This is a genomic window from Vibrio sp. HB236076, from assembly GCF_040957575.1.
In the GTDB taxonomy this organism is placed as follows: domain Bacteria; phylum Pseudomonadota; class Gammaproteobacteria; order Enterobacterales; family Vibrionaceae; genus Vibrio.
The window spans coordinates 1-20,987 of the sequence record NZ_CP162601.1 but is presented as its reverse complement, the minus strand read 5'-3'; the positions used below and the strand labels follow the sequence as shown (position 1 = coordinate 20,987).

The 20,987-nt window shown below is 47.9% G+C and carries 17 protein-coding genes; 7 read left to right on the top strand and 10 right to left on the bottom strand.

Annotated elements, in window-relative coordinates:
- Window positions 1–51: 51 nt before the first annotated feature.
- Window positions 52–1,512: a TrkH family potassium uptake protein gene (locus AB0763_RS00085; RefSeq protein WP_306102297.1), complete on the bottom strand. Its 1,461-nt coding sequence runs from the start codon at window positions 1,510–1,512 to the stop codon at window positions 52–54.
- Window positions 1,513–1,534: 22 nt separating this feature from the next.
- Window positions 1,535–2,167 carry a YigZ family protein gene (locus AB0763_RS00080; RefSeq protein ID WP_306102300.1) on the bottom strand — a complete coding sequence of 211 codons (633 nt, stop codon included), beginning with the start codon at window positions 2,165–2,167 and terminating at the stop codon, window positions 1,535–1,537.
- Between the two features lie 203 nt (window positions 2,168–2,370).
- Here AB0763_RS00080 and fadB point away from each other — a divergent pair, with 203 nt between their 5' ends.
- From fadB to AB0763_RS00065, 3 genes are all read left to right on the top strand, one after another.
- Complete coding sequence (fadB, locus tag AB0763_RS00075) at window positions 2,371–4,542, top strand: fatty acid oxidation complex subunit alpha FadB (protein ID WP_306102296.1); 2,172 nt, start codon at window positions 2,371–2,373, stop codon at window positions 4,540–4,542.
- A gap of 13 nt (window positions 4,543–4,555) precedes the next feature.
- Complete coding sequence (fadA, locus tag AB0763_RS00070; protein WP_306102295.1) at window positions 4,556–5,722, top strand: acetyl-CoA C-acyltransferase FadA; 1,167 nt, start codon at window positions 4,556–4,558, stop codon at window positions 5,720–5,722.
- 234 nt (window positions 5,723–5,956) lie between these two features.
- The gene (locus AB0763_RS00065) at window positions 5,957–6,937 is read left to right on the top strand and encodes an MDR family oxidoreductase (RefSeq protein WP_306102294.1); all 981 of its coding nucleotides are present in this window, start codon (window positions 5,957–5,959) and stop codon (window positions 6,935–6,937) included.
- A 62-nt stretch (window positions 6,938–6,999) separates the two neighbouring features.
- Here AB0763_RS00065 and AB0763_RS00060 read toward each other — a convergent pair whose 3' ends face one another.
- Entirely contained in the window at window positions 7,000–7,944 is a 945-nt protein-coding gene (locus tag AB0763_RS00060; protein WP_306102293.1) for a LysR family transcriptional regulator, read from the bottom strand.
- A 136-nt stretch (window positions 7,945–8,080) separates the two neighbouring features.
- Complete coding sequence (locus AB0763_RS00055) at window positions 8,081–8,251, bottom strand: hypothetical protein (protein WP_306102292.1); 171 nt, start codon at window positions 8,249–8,251, stop codon at window positions 8,081–8,083.
- 128 nt (window positions 8,252–8,379) lie between these two features.
- Between AB0763_RS00055 and tusA the strand changes: the two genes are divergently transcribed.
- Window positions 8,380–8,625 carry a sulfurtransferase TusA gene (gene tusA, locus AB0763_RS00050; protein ID WP_306102291.1) on the top strand — a complete coding sequence of 82 codons (246 nt, stop codon included), beginning with the start codon at window positions 8,380–8,382 and terminating at the stop codon, window positions 8,623–8,625.
- Window positions 8,626–8,732: 107 nt separating this feature from the next.
- On the opposite strand, the gene AB0763_RS00045 is transcribed toward tusA, so the two are convergent.
- Complete coding sequence (locus tag AB0763_RS00045) at window positions 8,733–8,966, bottom strand: hypothetical protein (RefSeq protein WP_306102290.1); 234 nt, start codon at window positions 8,964–8,966, stop codon at window positions 8,733–8,735.
- 309 nt (window positions 8,967–9,275) lie between these two features.
- Between AB0763_RS00045 and glyQ the strand changes: the two genes are divergently transcribed.
- The 3 genes from glyQ (at window position 9,276) to AB0763_RS00030 (ending at window position 13,706) form a co-directional block, all read left to right on the top strand.
- On the top strand, window positions 9,276–10,193 hold the full coding sequence (gene glyQ / locus AB0763_RS00040; RefSeq protein ID WP_306102289.1) for a glycine--tRNA ligase subunit alpha: 918 nt from the start codon (window positions 9,276–9,278) through the stop codon (window positions 10,191–10,193).
- A 1-nt stretch (window position 10,194) separates the two neighbouring features.
- Entirely contained in the window at window positions 10,195–12,261 is a 2,067-nt protein-coding gene (glyS, locus tag AB0763_RS00035; protein ID WP_306102288.1) for a glycine--tRNA ligase subunit beta, read from the top strand.
- Window positions 12,262–12,452: 191 nt separating this feature from the next.
- Complete coding sequence (locus AB0763_RS00030; RefSeq protein ID WP_306102287.1) at window positions 12,453–13,706, top strand: valine--pyruvate transaminase; 1,254 nt, start codon at window positions 12,453–12,455, stop codon at window positions 13,704–13,706.
- Between the two features lie 313 nt (window positions 13,707–14,019).
- Here AB0763_RS00030 and AB0763_RS00025 read toward each other — a convergent pair whose 3' ends face one another.
- The 5 genes from AB0763_RS00025 to dnaA all read right to left on the bottom strand — a co-directional run bounded on the left by AB0763_RS00025 (window position 14,020) and on the right by dnaA (window position 20,987).
- Complete coding sequence (locus AB0763_RS00025) at window positions 14,020–14,439, bottom strand: Hsp20 family protein (protein WP_306102286.1); 420 nt, start codon at window positions 14,437–14,439, stop codon at window positions 14,020–14,022.
- Window positions 14,440–14,684: 245 nt separating this feature from the next.
- Window positions 14,685–17,102 carry a DNA topoisomerase (ATP-hydrolyzing) subunit B gene (gyrB, locus tag AB0763_RS00020; protein WP_306102285.1) on the bottom strand — a complete coding sequence of 806 codons (2,418 nt, stop codon included), beginning with the start codon at window positions 17,100–17,102 and terminating at the stop codon, window positions 14,685–14,687.
- Between the two features lie 18 nt (window positions 17,103–17,120).
- The gene (gene recF / locus AB0763_RS00015) at window positions 17,121–18,419 is read right to left on the bottom strand and encodes a DNA replication/repair protein RecF (protein ID WP_306102284.1); all 1,299 of its coding nucleotides are present in this window, start codon (window positions 18,417–18,419) and stop codon (window positions 17,121–17,123) included.
- Between the two features lie 15 nt (window positions 18,420–18,434).
- Window positions 18,435–19,535, bottom strand: coding sequence for a DNA polymerase III subunit beta (gene dnaN / locus AB0763_RS00010; RefSeq protein WP_306102283.1), 1,101 nt, complete (start codon window positions 19,533–19,535; stop codon window positions 18,435–18,437).
- Window positions 19,536–19,583: 48 nt separating this feature from the next.
- Entirely contained in the window at window positions 19,584–20,987 is a 1,404-nt protein-coding gene (gene dnaA / locus AB0763_RS00005) for a chromosomal replication initiator protein DnaA (RefSeq protein ID WP_306102282.1), read from the bottom strand.

The window sequence follows — 20,987 nt, the reverse complement described above, 5'->3', positions numbered from 1 at the left end:
GTGGATCGATAAATAGGTAAGAAATAAAAGTATTGAATAAAGCAGCGCTGCCTAGTTACGCCAAAAGGTCGGCGTTAGCAGTATCAATAAGGTAAAGACCTCAAGACGGCCAAATAACATTGAAACCACCAACACCCATTTGGCAGTATCGTTGACATTGGCAAAGTGAACCGCCACCTCTTCTAAACCTGGGCCCAAATTATTCAGTGTCGCAGCAACGGCAGAGAAGGCACTGAGTTCATCCATTCCTGTCGCAATCAAGGCGAGCATACAAACCACAAAGACCAAGGCATAAGCCGAAAAAAAGCCCCACACCGCATCAACAACGCGTTGCGGGAGTGCAGCACCACCAATTTTAATCGTATAAACCGCTCTTGGGTGTACTAGCCGCTTCATTTCACGTGCCCCTTGTAAGGTCAACAGTAAAATTCGGATCACTTTCATACCGCCTCCCGCCGAGCCGCCGCAACCGCCAATAAAAGAAGCAAATAACAAAAGAACGGGTAAAAACAGTGGCCACTCGTAGAACCCAGAAGTGGTAAAGCCCGCCGTTGTAGAAATAGAGACACTTTGAAATAACGCTTGGTCAAAAGTGTCAAACCAACTTTGTCCGACACTCACATTAGATAGCAAAACCAAAAAGCACACCAAAAAGACCGCCAACTGAATAAACATAAACGCACGAAATTCAGGGTCGCGCCAATAATACTTTGGGTGTACACCACCATTAGAGAAAGCCGCAAAGTGCAGCGAGTAATTACAAGCGGAAATTAACAAAAACACGACGGTAATCATATTGATGGCAAAACTATCAAAATAGCCCATGCTCGCATCGTGTGTTGAGAAGCCACCAATGGCGATGGTCGAAAAGCTGTGACTGATGGCATCAAACACTGACATCCCAGCGAGCCAAAAAGCCAACGCACACAGAACGGTCAACCCAAGGTAAATATACCAAAGCGCTTTCGCCGTTTCGGCAATACGCGGGGTCATTTTACTGTCTTTTACTGGGCCAGGGATCTCTGCGCGGTAGAGCTGCATCCCCCCGATACCAAGAACCGGTAAAATGGCGACCGCCAAAACAATGATCCCCATCCCGCCAAACCACTGCAATAGCTGACGATAGAACAGTATCGCCTTAGGCAGTCCGTCTAGGCCAACCAATACCGTCGCCCCGGTCGTGGTTAAGGCAGAAAAGGACTCAAAAAAAGCATCGGTGACTGAAACATCTGGCTGTTCTGCTAATAAAAAAGGCAAGGAACCCGCACTGCCAAGAACGGTCCAAAATAACACGACAATTAAAAAGCCATCTCTTGCTTTAAGCTCGTGCTTACAACGGCGGTTGGGAAACCAGCACAAAAAGCCACAAGCAATTAACACAAAAAAGGTACTGACAAACGCGACACCCGCGCCGTCGCGGTAAATAAGTGCAACGAGGGATGGCACTAACATTGAGAGGCTAAATAAGGCAAGTAACAGGCCTACAATGCGAATGATCGAGCGAAATTGCATGTCTTGATGACGTCCTTGTAATTCAGTCTACGGAATTCAAATTTAACGGAGTAACCACCACTTTAGCACTGGTTTTATTGATCACCACTTGGGTAAACTCATCAACTTGCTGTTGTTCGATTTCAATCACAAAGTTGACATCAGCCCCGTAGTTCGCTTTTTGTTCCACCGCTTGATATGAAGCCATAATCGACTGTATCAAAGGAACCAAACTATAGTCTAACTGCAAGGCTAACAAAGTCGTTATCTTTTTCTCTACCGTTTTCAATTGTTTCAACGCTTGCGACACACCGCCGCCATACGCTTTTACCAGCCCTCCCGTCCCCAGGCGAATTCCGCCGTAGTAACGTGTCACCACGGCGCACAACTCACCGACACCAGAGCCACTGAGCTGAGCCAAAATCGGCTTGCCCGCCGTTCCCGATGGTTCACCATCATCACTAAACCCCCACAGCAATGAATCTTCTGGGCGCCCTGCCACATAAGCCCAGCAATTGTGTCTCGCGTCACTGTGCTTGTGTTTGATCTGCTCGATAAACGCCTTAGCACTTTCATGGCTCGGCGTATGAGCGAGATAGGTAATGAACAAACTTTTTTTTATTTCCTCTTGCGCCACAACAGGTTCAAGAGGGATCAAGTAGGGCTGTGTATTCATCATTGAAAGTCATTATTGTCGCAAACGAGCAATTGTAGCACAGGATAAATAAAACCTAGCGGAGATCTGAGCCAGTGCACATTGTTAATAAAATGTTGCTTAAATGTGTTGTTTTTTTTATTCCGTCAGACCACACTAAATCAACTGGTCTAACCAGATGATAAAAATCCTTTTCCTGAGCGACAGCCGATTTGGAGATAAACATGATTTACCAATCCCCTACACTAACAATACAACAACACCAAGATGGCATCGCAGAATTACAATTTTGCAATCCTGGCTCGGTTAATAAGCTAGATAGAGCGACACTCGAGTCTCTTGACGAAGGTCTAACAACGCTTGCTAAGACGCCGAACATTCGCGGTTTACTCCTTACCTCGAACAAATCGTCTTTTATTGTTGGCGCTGATATTACAGAGTTTTTTGAACTCTTTGCCTTACCTGCAGAGGCACTTGATAACTGGTTGCGTTACGCCAATGACATTTTTAACCGCTTAGAAGATCTGCCTTACCCCACCGTGGCCGCCATTGCAGGCCACGCACTCGGCGGAGGTTGTGAGTGCGTACTTGCTTGTGACTTGCGCATTGCCGCTCAATCGGTGCAAATTGGTTTACCCGAAACTCGCCTCGGGATCATGCCAGGGTTTGGTGGTTGTGTGCGCTTGCCAAGACTTATCGGCGCCGATAACGCCATGACCTTGATTACCCAGGGCAAGCAATGCCGTGGCAAAGAAGCCATGGCCTTGGGTTTAGTCGATGCCGTTGTCAGTGATGAAACCCTGCGCGACAATGGATTTTCTTTGCTAACCAGTGCAATAAACGGTGAAATAGACTGGCAAAAACGCCGGGCCAAGAAAACCGCTAAACTTGAGTTAAGCCCTATTGAAGCCGCGATGAGCTTTAATACCGCCAAAGGCTTAGTGATGCAAAAAGCCGGCCCGCATTACCCCGCTCCTCTCAAAGCCGTCACCGCGATAGAACAAGGCCATCAACACAATCGCAATGGTGCATTAGACATCGAAAGACGCTTCTTTGCCGAGCTGACGCAAACCCCGCAAGCGCGCGCTTTAGTGGGTATTTTTCTCAATGATCAATACGTCAAGGCGCAAACCAAAGGCGCAGCCAAACAAGCCAGTGCCACTGAACGCCCCGCCGTCATCGGTGCAGGAATTATGGGTGGTGGTATTGCTTATCAAGCCGCGAGTAAAGGGTTACCAGTGGTCATGAAGGACGTACGGCAAGCCGCGCTGGATCTCGGGATGGAGGAAGCCATCAATTTGCTCAACAAAAAAGCGCAACGCGGACAATTGGATACAAAAAGCATGGCCAAGCAAGCCAGTGCCATTCAACCAACGTTAAATTACAGCGCTTTTGAACACGTCGACATGGTGGTCGAAGCCGTGGTCGAAAACCCAGAGGTTAAACAAGCGGTACTTGCTGACCTCGAACAACAAGTGAGCGACGAAACAATTTTGACCTCCAATACTTCGACCATTCCGATTAATCACCTCGCAAAAGCACTCAAGGATAAGACGCGCTTTTGTGGCATGCACTTTTTTAACCCCGTACACAAGATGCCGCTGGTTGAAATTATTCGCGGCGAGCACACCAGCGATGAAACCATCCATAAAGTGGTGGTTTATGCATCTCAACTGGGAAAAACCCCGATTGTCGTTAATGATTGCCCAGGATTTTTTGTTAACCGTGTCCTGTTTCCTTACTTTATGGGCTTTAGCTTACTCATCAGCGACGGCGCCGACGTTGTTACTATCGATAAAGTCATGGAAAAACAATTTGGTTGGCCGATGGGACCAGCGTATTTACTTGATGTGGTCGGCATAGACACCGCCAATCACGCCCAACAGGTCATGGCACAAGGGTTCCCACAAAGAATGTCGATCCCGGCCAACGACTTGATCGGCGCAATGCATCAACAAAAGCGCTTGGGGCAAAAAAGTGGCGCGGGCTTTTACCGCTACCAAAAAGACAAAAAAGGTCGCTTAGTCAAAGCAGACAACGAAGATATTTCCTCTCTATTGGAGCAACTTCAACGCTCTGATGCCGAAGCGCCATCCAAACAAGACATCCTTGAGCGCATGATGATCCCCATGATTAACGAAGTGGTATTGTGTTTGCAAGAAGGCATCATTGCCTCACCACAAGAAGCGGATATCGCCTTGGTGTACGGGCTCGGCTTTCCCCCGTTTAGAGGTGGCGTCTGTCGTTATCTCGATGAGATGGGGATTGAAAACTACATAGAGATGGCCTCTCGATATCAAGAGCTTGGCCCCTTGTATCGCGTCCCTGATCTTCTCTTGCAAATGCAAGCAGAGAAGCAAACATTCTACGCACAATCATCAAAAAGCGCACTTTAGAGAGGGATTAAAAATGCAAAATGTCGTTATTGTCGATTGCCTTCGCACACCGATGGGACGCTCTAAAGGCGGCGTCTTTCAATACACTCGCGCAGAAGACTTATCGGCGCGCTTAATGCAAGGGTTACTGGAAAAACACCCTCAAGTCGAAGCCACAGAAATTGAAGATATTTATTGGGGATGTGTACAACAAACGCTAGAACAAGGCTTTAACATTGCCAGAAACGCCGCCTTACTGGCTGGATTACCCAAGACAGTGGCCGCCGTCACCGTCAACCGCCTGTGTGGTTCCTCTATGCAAGCCCTTCACGACGGAGCCCGTGCCATTATGGTCGGCGATGCAGACATCTGCTTGGTGGGTGGGGTTGAACACATGGGACACGTACCGATGAATCACGGCGTCGACTTTCACCCTGGGCTATCTCGCTATGTCGCCCAAGCTGCCGGCATGATGGGATTAACCGCTGAGATGTTGGCTCGCGTACACGAAATCGATCGCCAGCAACAAGACGCCTTTGCCGTCCGCTCTCACCACAACGCCTACCAAGCACAACAAGGCGGTCTCTTTGACGGCGAAATTCTCCCGGTCGAGGGGCACAACAGCGCCGGTGAACTGATTCAAGTACGCCAAGACGAGGTTATTCGCCCTGAGACCTCATTGGAAGGGTTAGCCAGTCTCAAACCCGTATTCGATCCCGTTAATGGGACAGTAACAGCAGGGACATCTTCTGCACTGTCTGATGGTGCCAGTGCCATGTTGATTATGAGCGAAGAAAAAGCCAAACAACTCGGTGTGCCAATCATGGCGAGAATCCGTTCGATGGCCGTGGCCGGTTGCGATCCGTCAACCATGGGATTTGGTCCTGTTCCTGCCAGTTTAAAAGCGCTAAAACGCGCGAAACTGTCGGTTGAGGACATCGAGATCTTCGAACTCAACGAGGCCTTTGCCGCACAATCACTGCCTTGCATTCAGGCGTTAGGACTAAAAGACTCCTGGCAAGACAAAGTGAACCTCAATGGCGGTGCCATTGCACTAGGCCACCCACTGGGCTGCTCAGGGACTCGAATTTCCACAACCCTGTTGCACTTGATGCAGAACAAAGACAAATCGTTGGGATTGGCGACAATGTGTATCGGGTTGGGACAAGGTATCGCGACGGTATTTGAAAGAGTCGAGTAACACACAATACCCATAAGCGGTAAGACATGAGCAACATTGGATTACCGCCTTTCATTTGCGGGAGAGTCACCATACTCATACCCAACCTCAAAACCGTGGGCCCTCTCATTGTTTTGAGGTTTTATTATGTATAAGACGCATAATAATAATGATATCTTTTCATTTTTATCATACTCCAAACGCGATTACACTGTCTCAAACGTCCCAATGACAACCTTAAATTTGGAGATCACTATGTTTAGAGCGCTTTTGCTCACGCAGCAAGACAAAAAAACGTTGGCCAACATTGAGTCTATTGATGAACAGCAATTGCCTGAGGGCGATGTAACGGTTGCCGTTGAATACTCCTCGCTCAACTACAAAGATGGCATGGCGATTACTGGCACAGGTAAAATAGTGCGTCAGTTCCCCATGGTTCCGGGTATTGATTTATCGGGTACGGTACTCGACTCGCAAAGCGAGCGTTTTAAAGCCGGAGACAAAGTGGTCTTAACCGGTTGGGGCGTTGGTGAAACGCATTGGGGCGGTTTAGCGGAGAAAGCGCGTCTTAAATCGGATTGGCTGGTACCACTACCACAGGGGTTAAGTTTGCAGCAAACCATGAAAATTGGTACGGCAGGTTTAACCGCGATGTTGTGTGTCCAGGCTTTGCTCGATGCGAACATTACGCCACAATCGGGGCCTATTTTAGTCACTGGCGCCAGTGGCGGTGTCGGCTCTGTTGCGATTAGCTTGCTAACTCAACTCGGCTTTGAGGTCACTGCCGTGACAGGTCGCGCGGAACAAAACCGCACTTGGTTAGAACAACGCGGTGCAAGCCAAGTGATCGATCGAAGTGAATTTACTGACGATGCCCGCCCACTTGAAAAACAACGTTGGGCCGGTGCCATTGATACCGTTGGCAGTAAAGTATTAGCCAAACTGCTCAGTCAGATGCAATACGGCGCAACCGTTGCCGCTTGTGGTTTAGCCGGTGGTTTTGATCTTCCGACCACGGTAATGCCGTTTATTTTGCGCAATGTCCGTTTGCAAGGGGTAGACTCAGTATACTGCCCACTTGAGCGACGCGAGCAAGCTTGGAATAAACTCGCCGAACTGCTGCCAGAAAGCCATTATCAGCAGGCGTGCCATGAAATTGAACTTGAACAGGCACCGCAATACGCTCAAACCCTGATTGATGGTCAACTCACTGGCCGAGTGGTCGTCAAACTGTAAATGCATAGGCTGGGAAGTGCGACCTTAATGATTGGTGCGCCCCAGTCACTCACTTGGGCTGATTAGCGGTTATTCAGCCCAAGTTGTTGTCTCCTCGCCATCAGCCGCCCCCATTCTTGCTCAATACTTTCTCTTAACCACACTTGCGCCGGAGAGTGATCACGACGAGCATGCCAGATCATTGAGTAATCAAAAGGTTCAAAGTGAAAAGGCAAAGGCTTAACGACCAAGTCATAATCAGCCGCCAACAAATAGGCCAGATCAGCAGGCACTGTGACAATTAAAGGCAAATTATCAAACAGCGCAATAGCCGCTTGTAAATAATAGGCTTTTAACACCACGTTGCGCTTTTCATAGGCAGCGAGTGCCTCATCAAGCAAGCGATGCACACCTTCGCTGATCGCAATGATGGCATGGGGATATACCAGATAATCATCCAAACTCAGCGTTTTTTCTGCACAAGGGTGTGAGCGAGAGACCAAACAAGACACCCCAACTTTACCCAAGACCTGATGACGCAAAGGCGCCGATAAAGAGGGTACCCGACCAATGGCGAGGTCAACTTGTTCGAGATTGAGCTGATCGGCCAACCGCTCTTGGTCTAAAGGCACGAATTCAAACGAGGCTTGAGGTGCACTGCGCTGCATTTGGCTCAAAGAAAACGGCATGATGGTTTGCATCGCGTAATCGGTCGTCGCGACGGTAAAAGTGTCTTGATATTGGGTAATATCGAAATCTTGCGGGGAAAGCACCTGTTTGAGTGCCTCTAAAGGGGCAGAGAGCTGTCGGTTGATCTGCTGTGCTTTTTCCGTTGGCATCAGACGCTGGCCATTGCGGGTAAACAATGGATCATCGAGTAACACTCGCAAGCGAGCTAACACACGGCTCATCGCGGATTGACTCAAGTTTAATCGCGTAGCAGCGCGGCTGACGCTGCCTTCTTCGATAAGCACGCGCAGCGCCACCAGCAAGTTGAGATCGCGTCGATATACCTCTTCTATTTCCATCTACCTACCCTTGAACAATCACAACCAAAGAGCAGATAGAGTAGAGGAAAAAGCGCCAAATACCTAATATCCGTATACCTATTATCCGTGTTGTCACGTTAAACCTAGGTCATTGATACCACGGCATCAACGCGGGTTAACACTCCCAGCCAGGCCAGTCGTGCATTTCCACTAAAATACCAATAATGGCGGCCAATAATCCGATCATTGGCAAGGCAAATACCCCGCTCATCGGCACGATAAACAGTGAGCACGCCGTGATAAAACACAGCACAGAATAAATCGTTAAACGATCGATATGGGTCATCCTTTACCTCATCGATTGGTTAATCCTTTGCCAACAAACCTAGAACAATTCCACCTTTTTGCCAAGCGATATTGCATAATTTTTCTACCGACGTATCATTCCTTTTTTGTTTTAATCCTTGGTTGACGATGAATTTTACTCAAGAAAATGCGGATAAAACGCTGTCTGCAGAAGGGCTGCGCTGCCCAGAGCCGGTAATGATGGTCAGAAAAACCATCCGTAACATGCAAGATGGAGAAATTTTGTGGATGAGTGCCGATGATCCCTCAACCGCACGTGATATCCCTAGCTTTTGTCGCTTTATGGATCACCAGTTACTCGAGTCGCAAACCGATCAGCTTCCTTATGTCTTTGTGATAAAAAAAGGCTTGTAAATTCAATCACCAATACCGATTTATTTACGGTTTCCCACGCCTGAAATGACCTTGGTTTCAATAAAAAAGCCAAGGTCATGAAAAAGAAGACGCCGAACTGAGGAAAACTAGCTTCCCAACTTATCCACTTTCTGAGCTAACGCATTGAGACGCTCCTGCATCGGCTCGATATAAGCGACTCGAATCCACGCCTCTACCATGAGGCCCGTCATGATAATAGCCCCGGCAACCATTGGCAGCCACATGTCGGTCAACGCCATTCCCAGCAACGTTAGTCCAAGACCAAACGTGTACAAATAACTCTGACTCTTTGCGGTCATTGCCGTGTATCTCGCCAACATAACTCACCTCATCACATAACGGTATTCGCTCAAAAAATTACCACGCTCACTAACGTGAAACCCGAAGCTGCATCACAGCTAGGTAAATTAGTCTGTGAAACGCGATTGAATCTTCCTAAGGCTTTATCCATGGCGCTAATCTCTCTCCCCTTTTTTGATCACGCCTGACCTGTGAATCGCACTGCTGGCGATAAATTCACTAATAAGTGCAACAATTAATCGCCTTACCACTACTCGCTTTAACAATATCTCGGTATACTGGGGTGTTATTATTTTCATTCATACAAAAAGAATCGCGCGAACCTGACTATGCAAAAATACGATATCAAAACCTTTCAGGGTATGATCCTCGCGCTGCAGGATTATTGGGCCCAACAAGGCTGTACCATTGTTCAACCTCTAGATATGGAAGTGGGTGCCGGTACCTCGCATCCAATGACGTGCTTGCGAGCCATTGGCCCAGAGCCAATTGCCACCGCTTACGTACAACCTTCTCGTCGCCCTACCGATGGCCGTTACGGTGAAAACCCGAACCGCCTTCAGCACTACTATCAATTCCAGGTGATCATCAAACCTTCACCGGACAACATTCAGGAGCTTTACCTTGGCTCTTTAGAAGTATTAGGCATCGACCCAGGCGTTCACGATATCCGTTTTGTTGAAGACAACTGGGAAAACCCAACCTTAGGGGCTTGGGGCCTTGGCTGGGAAGTCTGGCTCAACGGTATGGAAGTGACTCAGTTCACTTATTTCCAGCAAGTCGGTGGCCTAGAGTGCAAACCCGTAACCGGTGAAATTACTTACGGTATCGAACGCCTCGCTATGTACATTCAAGGTGTTGATTCTGTTTATGACTTGGTCTGGACCGACGGTCCTTTGGGCAAAGTGACTTACGGTGACATTTTCCACCAAAACGAAGTTGAACAATCGACTTACAACTTTGAACACGCCGATGTCGACTTCCTCTTTACCTTCTTTGACCAATGTGAAAAAGAATGTCAGCACTTACTGTCGCTCGACTCTCCTCTGCCTTTGCCTGCGTATGAACGCATTCTCAAAGCAGGACACGCTTTTAACCTTCTTGATGCACGCAAAGCCATTTCGGTGACAGAACGTCAACGTTATATTTTGCGTATCCGCAATTTGACCAAGTCGGTCGCCGAAGCTTACTACGCTTCTCGCGAGGCGCTCGGTTTCCCAATGCTCAAGAAGGACGAGGAGAAGTAAGATGGCAAAAGAATTTCTAATCGAGTTGGGAACAGAAGAACTGCCACCCACTCAACTGCGCACTCTCGCACAAGCATTCGCCGATAACTTTCGCGCTGAACTCGAAAAAGCCGCACTCGAATTTGACGACATCAAATGGTACGCCGCGCCTCGCCGTCTCGCCTTGCGCGTGCACAACTTAGCCGAAGCACAAGCGGATAAAGTCGTCGAAAAACGCGGCCCGGCAATTGCCGTTGCGTTTGATGACAGTGGCGAACCGACTAAAGCGGCACAAGGTTGGGCTCGCGGTAATGGCATCACGGTTGAACAAGCAGAACGCCTTGTTACCGACAAAGGTGAATGGCTGCTTTTCAAACAAGAAGTCAAAGGCCAAAGCGCGCGTGAGATCTTAGTTGATTTAGCCGCAAACGCGCTGAGCAACCTCCCTATTGCCAAGCCAATGCGCTGGGGCGACAAAGACACGCAATTTATCCGTCCAGTGAAAACCCTAACCGTTTTACTTGGCGATGAGCTCATTCCTGGCACCATTTTAGGCGTCGACAGCGCTCGTATCATTCGCGGTCACCGCTTTATGGGCGAATCGAGCTTTGAAATTGCGTCGGCTGAACAATATCCAGCGATCTTAGAAGAGCGCGGAAAAGTGATGGCGGATTACGAAGCGCGAAAAGCCATCATTATTGCTGACTCACAAAAAGCGGCTCAAGCGGTTGGCGGCACTGCAGACCTTGACGATGACCTCGTTGAAGAAGTGACGTCTTTGGTTGAATGGCCCGTGGTCCTCACGGCAAAATTCGAAGAAGCGTTTCTCAAAGTACCTGCTGAAGCCTTGGTGTATACTATGAAAGGCGATCAGAAGTACTTCCCTGTCTACGACGACAACAAGAAGCTGCTTCCTAACTTTATCTTTGTCTCGAACATTGAGTCAAAAGAACCTCGTCACGTCATTGAAGGCAATGAAAAAGTGGTGCGCCCACGTCTTGCCGATGCCGAGTTTTTCTTTAATACCGACCGAAAACGCCCATTGATTGACCGTCTCTCAGAGCTTGATCAAGCCGTATTCCAAAAACAACTCGGTACCATTAAAGATAAAACCGACCGCATTACTGAACTGGCAACCTACATCGCTGAGCAAATCGATGTCAACGTTGAGCAATCTCGCCGCGCTGGTCAACTGGCCAAGTGTGACTTGATGACCTCGATGGTGTTCGAGTTTACCGATACTCAAGGCGTCATGGGTATGCATTATGCTCGCCATGATGGGGAAGACGAAGCCGTGGCCGTAGCACTCAATGAGCAGTACATGCCGCGTTTTGCTGGTGATGAATTGCCAAGTCATGGCGTATCAACAGTGCTGTCGATGGCGGACAAACTCGATACCATCGTCGGTATATTTGGTATTGGTCAAGCGCCTAAAGGCTCGGATCCCTTTGCCCTTCGCCGTGCTTCACTCGGTGTCCTGCGCATTATTGTTGAATACGGTTATGCCTTAGATCTGAGTGATTTAGTCGCCAAAGCCGCCAGCCTATTTGACGATCGTCTCACTAACGAAAACGTAGAACACGACGTGATTGAATTTATGCTCGGCCGCTTCCGCGCTTGGTATCAAGACGAAGGCTTTAGCATTGATGTCATTCAAGCGGTATTAGCACGTCGTCCGACCAAGCCCGCTGATTTTGATCAACGCGTAAAAGCCGTCTCTCACTTCCGTGAGCTCGAAGCCGCTGAATCACTGGCCGCTGCCAATAAACGTGTCGGCAATATTTTAGCCAAATTCGACGGTGAATTGGCCGCTGAAATCGATCTTGCTCTGTTACAAGAAGACGCAGAGAAGGCCTTAGCACAGCACGTTGAAGTACTAAGCGAAGCACTTGAACCCGCCTTTGCTACCGGTAATTACCAAGCGGCACTGTCGCAACTTGCCGAGCTCAAAGAGCCTGTCGATGCTTTCTTTGACAATGTGATGGTGATGGCGGATGACGCGGCATTGAAGCAAAATCGCCTCACTCTACTCAACAAACTGCGCAATCTATTCTTAGAAATCGCAGACATTTCATTACTGCAAAAGTAATCGAAATCGTGGTTTAAGCCCAGCCTATCGCTGGGCTTTATTGGCGATAGGCTCGCCGTTATCGAGTTTTTATCCAACTCAGGTCACCAACTATGTCGTGAAATTGGTCTTACCTTATATACCACACCGCAACACAGTTGATCGTGACTTCGTCACCCGTCCACTCCAACAGTCAAACTAGGTATAATCCCATGCAGTTTTCAAAATTCGGTGAAAAATTCAATCGGTATTCCGGGATCACTCAGTTAATGGATGACTTAAACGATGGCCTAAGGACCCCAGGTGCCATCATGCTCGGCGGTGGTAACCCCGCTGCTATAGACCCCATGCTAGACTATTTTCAACAAGCCAGTCGCGACATGCTCGAGAGTGGTGAGTTGATTTCAGCCATGGCCAATTATGATGGACCACAAGGCAAAGACAGCTTGTTAAAATCGCTTGCTCAATTGTTGCGTGAGACATACGACTGGCCGATCAGTGAAAAAAACATCACTTTAACCAATGGCAGTCAGAGCGGTTTTTTTCAGCTGTTTAACTTACTGGCTGGTGAACAAAGTGATGGTAGCCACAAAAAGATTCTTCTGCCCATTGCCCCTGAATACATTGGTTATGGCGATGCGGGTATCGATGACAATATCTTTCACTCTTATCGCCCAGGGATAGAACAACTCAGCAATCGTCTATTTAAATATCACGTCGACTTTTCCAAGCTGAAGATTGACGATTCTATCGCCGCCATTTGTGCTTCACGACCGACCAACCCGACCGGTAATGTCCTCACCGATGACGAGATCATGAAACTCGATCAGTTGGCTCGCGACAACAACATTCCGTTGATTATTGATAACGCCTACGGATTGCCGTTCCCCAATATCATCTTTGAAGAGGTGAAACCGTTTTGGAACGACAACACCATTTTGTGCATGAGTCTGTCAAAACTCGGATTACCCGGCTTGCGCTGCGGCATCATCATTGCCAATGAAACCATCACCCAAGCCTTAACCAATATGAGTGGTATCGTCAACCTAGCCCCGGGCAGTATTGGTCCCGCCCTTGCTCATCACATGATTGAAAAGGGCGATTTACTGCGTTTGAGTAACCAAGTTGTCAAACCCTTCTACCAACAAAAAGCGCAGCGCGCGGTGGAGTTACTGCAAAGCGCTATCCGTGATGAAAGATTTAAAATCCACAAGCCTGAAGGGGCGATTTTCTTGTGGTTATGGTTTGATGAATTACCGATTACGACCATGGCGCTTTACCAAAGGCTCAAGGCACGTGGAGTGCTCATTGTACCTGGGGAGTATTTCTTCATCGGTCAGGAAGAAGATTGGTCACACGCTCATCAATGCCTGCGAATGAACTATGTTCAAGACGATAAAAAAATGCAGCAAGGTATTGAGATTATTGCAGAAGAGGTAGCTAAAGCTTACCAGCAAACTCAATAGCGGGTTAAAAAACTCGATAACATCGTTAAGAAAATAGCTTGTAGAACAACGACTCACTGTCTTGTATTTATAAGCAAATAGGTTGCCTTGTTCTCAAGCTTGATTCTGCGTCATCATTGACCACCGACTTAATCAGATTGGTATAACAGGTGACGAATTATAGGATACCGCGAGTTCGTGCCCCCCATCGATGAAAAACCCCGGCTTTGCAGCGCAAATCCGGGGTTTCGTCTTTTCGGTCAGAGCAGCAGCTCAATTGCGGCTTCTCTTCCTCGTCACCTGCAGCCTTGATTCACAGGTCAGGCAACAGCTATTACTGAGTGCGTTGGATGCTGATTTTACGCGGTTGCATCGCTTCTGGTACTTCTCTTTCGAGATCAATGTGCAACAACCCATTTTCCATCACAGCGTTAAGGACTTTCACGTAATCCGCCAATTGGAATTTACGCTCAAAATCACGTTCAGCAATACCTTGATAAATATAGTTTTTACTATCATCTGCTTGACGCTCACCCCGAACGATTAACAGGTTTTCGTTTTGGGTAATGTCGATATCTTGCTCAGCAAAGCCCGCGACCGCCATCGTAATGCGATATTTGTGTTCTTCTTGCTGCTCAATATTATACGGTGGATAACCTTGGCTCTTCGCCGAGGCTTGGTTTTCCATCAAATGAACTAAACGGTCAAAGCCGATTGCATTGCGGTATAGTGGAGTAAAGTCTAATGTTCTCATGGTGCTATCCTCATCATTAAGCAATAGCCTTAATTGGCACATACTGGCGCAAATAAGGGAAACTGGCGGCACTCTAATAAGACGTGCTCCAGATTTGGGTTAAAAACTCAATTTAATCGAATAAGGCCCTTACGGCGCCTTACAATTACTATATGAGGACTTTTTTTGCTCTTTCAAGAGGAAAAATATCTTTTTCCATAAAAAAACCACTCCGAAGAGTGGTTTTTTCACCGAGTAAACAACGACTAGACGTCGAGGTTGGCCACTTGCAGCGCGTTTTGTTCGATGAAAGCACGACGGGGTTCGACTTGATCGCCCATTAACGTGGTAAACAACTCATCAGCACCAACCGCGTCTTCAATCGTCACCTGCATCATACGACGGGTATCAGGATCCATGGTCGTCTCCCACAGTTGATCAGGGTTCATCTCGCCCAAACCTTTGTAACGTTGACGACTCAAGCCGCGTTGAGATTCTTTTATCAACCAATTAAGCGCTTCTTCAAAACTGCTCACAGCTTGTTTGCGTTCACCGCGCTGTACGTAAGCACCTTGTTCGAGCAAACCGTCTAACGCTTCAGATAATGAGGCGAGACGGCCGTATTCACGTGAGTTGATGAAATCCACGCTGAGCAAGTATTCGTGCTCAACCCCGTGAGTGCGAACTTTAATTTTTGGCACGTTAAGATTGAGTTCTTGGTGTTGCTCAATTTCCAATCGGTATTCACTGATGCCTGACGTTTTCGCATTGAGTTTTGACACCAAAGACTCGCCCCACTGGCGTACCTTTTCAACATCGTGGCAATCCTCGGCAGTCAAACGCGGCAGATTGATCATTTCATACATCATGCCATAAGGGTAACGACGGCTCATGTACTCGACCAATTTAATGCCCGAGTTGTATTGCTGAACCAAGGCTTCTAAAGACGCACCAGACATCGCAGGCGCATCGGGATTGACGTGCAACTCTGCCCCGTCTAAAGCGATTGAAATTTGATATTGATTCATCGCTTCTTCATCTTTGATGTATTGCTCTTGCTTGCCTTTTTTCACTTTGTACAACGGCGGTTGGGCAATGTACACGTAGCCGCGCTCGATAAGCTCTGGCATTTGACGGTAGAAGAAGGTCAACAACAAAGTACGGATGTGAGAGCCATCGACATCCGCATCGGTCATGATGATGATGTTGTGATAGCGCAGCTTATCTGGGTTGTATTCATCACGGCCGATACCACAGCCCAATGCAGTGATTAAGGTTGCCACTTCTTGTGACGACAGCATTTTATCAAAGCGCGCTTTTTCAACGTTCAAGATTTTACCCTTGAGCGGTAAAATGGCTTGGTTTTTACGGTTGCGACCTTGCTTGGCTGACCCACCTGCAGAGTCACCCTCCACAATATAGAGTTCAGAAAGTGCTGGGTCTTTTTCTTGGCAATCGGCCAATTTACCCGGTAGGCCGGCTAAATCAAGAGCACCTTTGCGACGAGTCATCTCACGGGCTTTACGCGCCGCTTCGCGCGCTCTCGCGGCATCAATAATCTTACCACAGACAATTTTGGCTTCATTTGGGTGCTCTGCTAAGAAATCCGTCAGTTTTTCACCCATTGACGATTCTACCGCTGATTTCACTTCTGAAGACACCAGCTTGTCTTTGGTTTGGCTTGAGAACTTAGGATCGGGCACTTTTACCGACACGACAGCAGTCAAACCTTCGCGGGCATCATCACCCGATGTCGCGGTCTTGGCTTTTTTCGAGTAGCCCTCTTTGTCCATGTAATTGTTCAATGTTCGGGTCAAGGCTGCACGGAAACCCGCTAAGTGAGTACCGCCATCGCGCTGTGGGATATTATTGGTAAAACAGTAAATGTTTTCTTGGAAACCATCGTTCCACTGCATCGCCACTTCGACCCCGATGCCGTCTTCGCGTTGGAAATCAAAGTGGAAAACCTTGTCGTGAATCGAGGTTTTGTTTTTGTTCAAGTGGTTGACGAACGCGCGGATCCCGCCTTCGTACATGAAGTGATCCGATTTGTCTTTCTCACGCTCATCGATCAACTTGATTGAGACACCAGAATTCAAAAAGGAAAGTTCGCGCAAACGCTTCGCTAAAATATCGTAGTGAAACTCAGTTTGCGAGAAGGTTTCAGCACTTGGCCAAAAGCGAATTCGAGTCCCGGTTTTTTCGGTATCACCAATCACAGACAGCGGTGCTTGAGGCTCACCATGACGGTAGGTTTGCGAGTGAATATGACCACCGCGATGAATGGTTAGCTCGACTTTCTCAGACAGAGCGTTCACCACCGAAACACCCACACCGTGTAAGCCGCCCGACACCTTATAAGAGTTGTCGTCAAACTTACCGCCTGCGTGCAAGACCGTCATGATGACTTCGGCCGCCGAGACTTGTTCTTCGGAGTGCATTTCGGTTGGGATACCACGGCCGTCATCGCTGACCGACACAGAGTTATCCTCATGTATGGTCACGATAATATCTTTACAATGACCGGCTAACGCTTCATCAATTGAGTTATCTACGACCTCAAAAACCATATGGTGCAGACCGGTGCCATCATCCGTGTCGCCGATGTACATTCCCGGACGCTTGCGAACCGCATCCAAGCCCTTCAGTACCTTAATACTCGATGAATCGTAATTTTCAGACATGAGTTACTCTCTCACTATTTATCCTTGCTCTATTGTGCCATGTTCGACATAAAACATCTTGCTATTTGGCATGATCATGTCAGAAATTTGCGCTTGGGTAATAGAGCTAACAAAAACTTGAGTTTGCATCTGTTTAAAACACTCGGCTAAACGCTGGCGTCGAGTGCTGTCGAGCTCAGAAGCAAAATCATCGATTAAATATATGCAGCGCTTTTCAGTCACACTGCTTAAATGTTGTCCTTGGGCCACGCGCAAGGCGCAGACCAGTAATTTTAATTGCCCACGCGATAAAATATCTTCTGCTGGGGTACCGTTGGCTTTGATGCGTAAATCCGCTTTATTCGGACCGCTCACCGTGTAACCCATATTTTGATCGCGTTCGAAATTATCCGCCAATAGCTCGGCGTAGTCGGTGTCTTTATCCCAACCACGAGAATAGGAAAAGCTCATTTCGTATTCGGGTAAGAACCCTTCGCACAAGGTTAACGCTTGTGGAATAAACGCCTCGAGATACCTAGCTCGCCATTGACTAATTTGTTCGGCCAATTCCGCCAATTCGCGATCCCAGTAACTGAGTTCGCGATAGCTACGCGCATTTTTGAGCAACGCGTTGCGCTGTTTGTTGAGGCGCTTAAAACGCCCCCAAGTATCAAAAAATTGGGGTTGGGTGTGAAAGACCCCCCAATCGATAAAAGCGCGTCGTAACTTAGGCCCTTCAGTCACCAACTCAAAGCCTTCGGTATGAATGAGTTGCAGCGGCAACACTTCCGCTAACTGGGCCATTTTCTGCCCAGATTGACCGCTGATTTTGATCAAGGTACTGCCATCTCTTTTTTTATTCAGGCCAATGGGCATTTCGACTGACGAAGGCGTCGCCATCAACGCCGAATCAGACCACAGCGCCCGATTATTTTTGCTCTCATCACCGACAACCAAGCTTGCATCGTCACTCATTTCCTCTGACGCTTCAGAAGACATAGCGTGCTTTGGCATTGGCTCGTTAACCGCCATCACATCGCGCTCTGCCACTGGGCTGCTCGATGAGTCAGTCTCTACCGAGGATTGTTCTACCGTAGACCAATCGTTTTGCATCGATAAACGGCCATGAATAAACAGCTCATCACTGTGATGAGCAATGATACGGCTGGTTAAGTTGCTTTTAAATGAGCGTCCGTGACCGAGCAAATATATGGCCTCTAGGACACTGGTTTTGCCACTGCCATTAGGGCCGATAAGAAAGTTAAAGCCTGATGATGGGCTGAGATCACAGGCTTTAATGTTGCGAAATTGCTGAATGAGGAGTCGTTTTATCGCCATTAATAACGCTTACGGTTACAGACGAATGGGCATGACAACGTACATACATTGCTCGTCAGCGACGTTTTCAACCAACGTACTCGCGTTCGAGTCTGTCATTGAAAAACGCACTTGCTCGCAACGCAAACTGTTGAGAATGTCCAATAAGTAGCTCACGTTGAAGCCAATTTCAATCGGATCGCCTTGGTATTCAACGTCGATGACTTCTTCCGCTTCTTCTTGCTCTGGGTTATTTGCCGTAACACGCATTTGGTTATCGGCCAGGTTGACTCGTACCCCGCGAAATTTTTCATTAGATAAAATCGCGGCACGCGCCAATGACTGACGCAAACTCTCACCATCAGCTAGCAGAGTTTTGTTGGTATTTTTAGGCAATACTCGGCGATAATCAGGGAAACGGCCATCAACCAGTTTTGAGGTAAAGACAAAGTGATTGACCTGAGCGCGTACATTCGATTGACCAATTTGCAAAGTCACCGTTTGATCGGGCGCATCGAGCAACTTCATTAACTCGAGCACGCCTTTTCTTGGCAAAATAATTTGTTGACGCTCAAAGTTGCCGTCAATCTCAGTCTGACTGACTGCCATGCGGTGGCCATCGGTCGCAACCGATTTTAAAATATTATCTTCAACTTCAAACAGCATACCGTTAAGGTAGTAGCGCACGTCTTGGTTCGCCATTGAAAATTGCGTTCTTTCAATAATGCGACGCAACTCAGATTGAGGCAGTACGAGCTCAATGTCACTTTGCCAATCTTCTATATTGGGGAAATCCGACGCCGGCAGTGTCGAGAGAGTAAAGCGACTTCGACCAGAACGCACCGTAACGCGATCGTCCTGATGAGAGAATTTAATCACCGCGTCGTCGGGCAAGCCGCGACAAATATCGAGAAACTTGCGCGAGGGCACGGTCACTTGACCAGGTTCAACCTCACCGCTCAACGGCAAACGACCAATCAGTTCGACCTCGAGATCAGTCGCCGTTAAAGACAACTGGTTGCCTTCAACATGGATCAATATATTGCCCAGAATCGGCAGAGTAGGACGTCCGCCCAAAACACCAGAAATTTGTTGTAATGGCTTTAGCAGTTGGCTGCGTTCAATCGAAAAGTTCATAACATCTATCTCACACTCATTAGCTCATTGCGCATCATCTCTTGCCACTTAGGAGGAGAGCGTACGGATAAGGTTAGAGTAATCTTCTTTAATATCGTGGCTTTCTTCACGCAGCTGTTCGATTTTACGACAGGCGTGTAATACCGTGGTGTGGTCGCGGCCGCCAAACGCATCGCCAATTTCTGGCAAGCTGTGGTTGGTCAACTCTTTCGCCAATGCCATCGCTAACTGCCTTGGCCTGGCCACTGAGCGAGAACGACGCTTAGAGAGTAAGTCCGCCACTTTTATCTTATAGTACTCTGCCACCGTTTTTTGAATATTGTCGATGGTGACGAGTTTTTCTTGCAAAGCAAGCAGATCCCGGAGAGCTTCACGGACAAAGTCAATGGTGATCGCTCGACCGGTGAAGTTCGCATTTGCGATCACCCGGTTGAGTGCACCTTCGAGTTCACGAACGTTCGAACGCAAACGCTTGGCAATAAAAAATGCCACTTCATCGGCCAAGTGAATTTGGTGATCTTCCGCTTTTTTCATCAAGATGGCAACCCGGGTCTCCAACTCAGGAGGCTCAATAGCCACGGTTAACCCCCAACCAAAACGCGATTTCAAACGGTCTTCTACGCCATTGATCTCTTTGGGGTAACGGTCTGAGGTAAGAATAATTTGCTGGTTGCCTTCTAACAAGGCATTAAACGTATGGAAGAACTCTTCCTGTGAACGCTCTTTATTAGCGAAAAATTGAATATCATCGATCAGCAAAGCATCAACACTGCGGTAGTAGCGTTTAAATTCTTCAATCGCATTATTTTGTAGCGCTTTAACCATGTCTTGCACGAAGCGTTCTGAATGCATGTAGACCACTTTGGCATTGGGCTTATTGTCGACAATCGCGTTGCCAACGGCGTGCAGCAAGTGGGTTTTACCTAGGCCGGTTCCCCCATAGAGGAATAAAGGATTGTACGCCGCCCCAGGATTATCAGAAACTTGTCTTGCTGCCGCTAACCCCAATTGGTTTGATTTACCTTCTACAAAGTTAACGAATTTGTGTTTGGGGTTAACATTGGAGCGGTGATTGAGATCGGCGGCAACGGGGACATCGCTTTCCCACGTTTTGTGGATCGGTTTACGCGCTTGCAACTGTGCTGGCGCTGAAGACTCTGCCGCGACATCGGCGGGCGTTCTTTGCGGCTTTGGCTGAGCGGCAACCGGGCGACTCCCTACCTCAAAACGCAAATTGGGGATGTCATGACCACAGTGGTCTTGCAGCATGCGATTGATGCTGTGTAAGTACTTATCTCTTACCCAATCCAAAACAAATCGGTTGGGTGCAAACAAGGTGAGTGTATTGTCATTTAACTCCGCTTGTAACGGACGTACCCACATACTAAATTCTGTAGCTGGTAGCTCTTCTTGTAGTTGTTGCAAGCACTGCAACCAAAGCGAAGACGACAC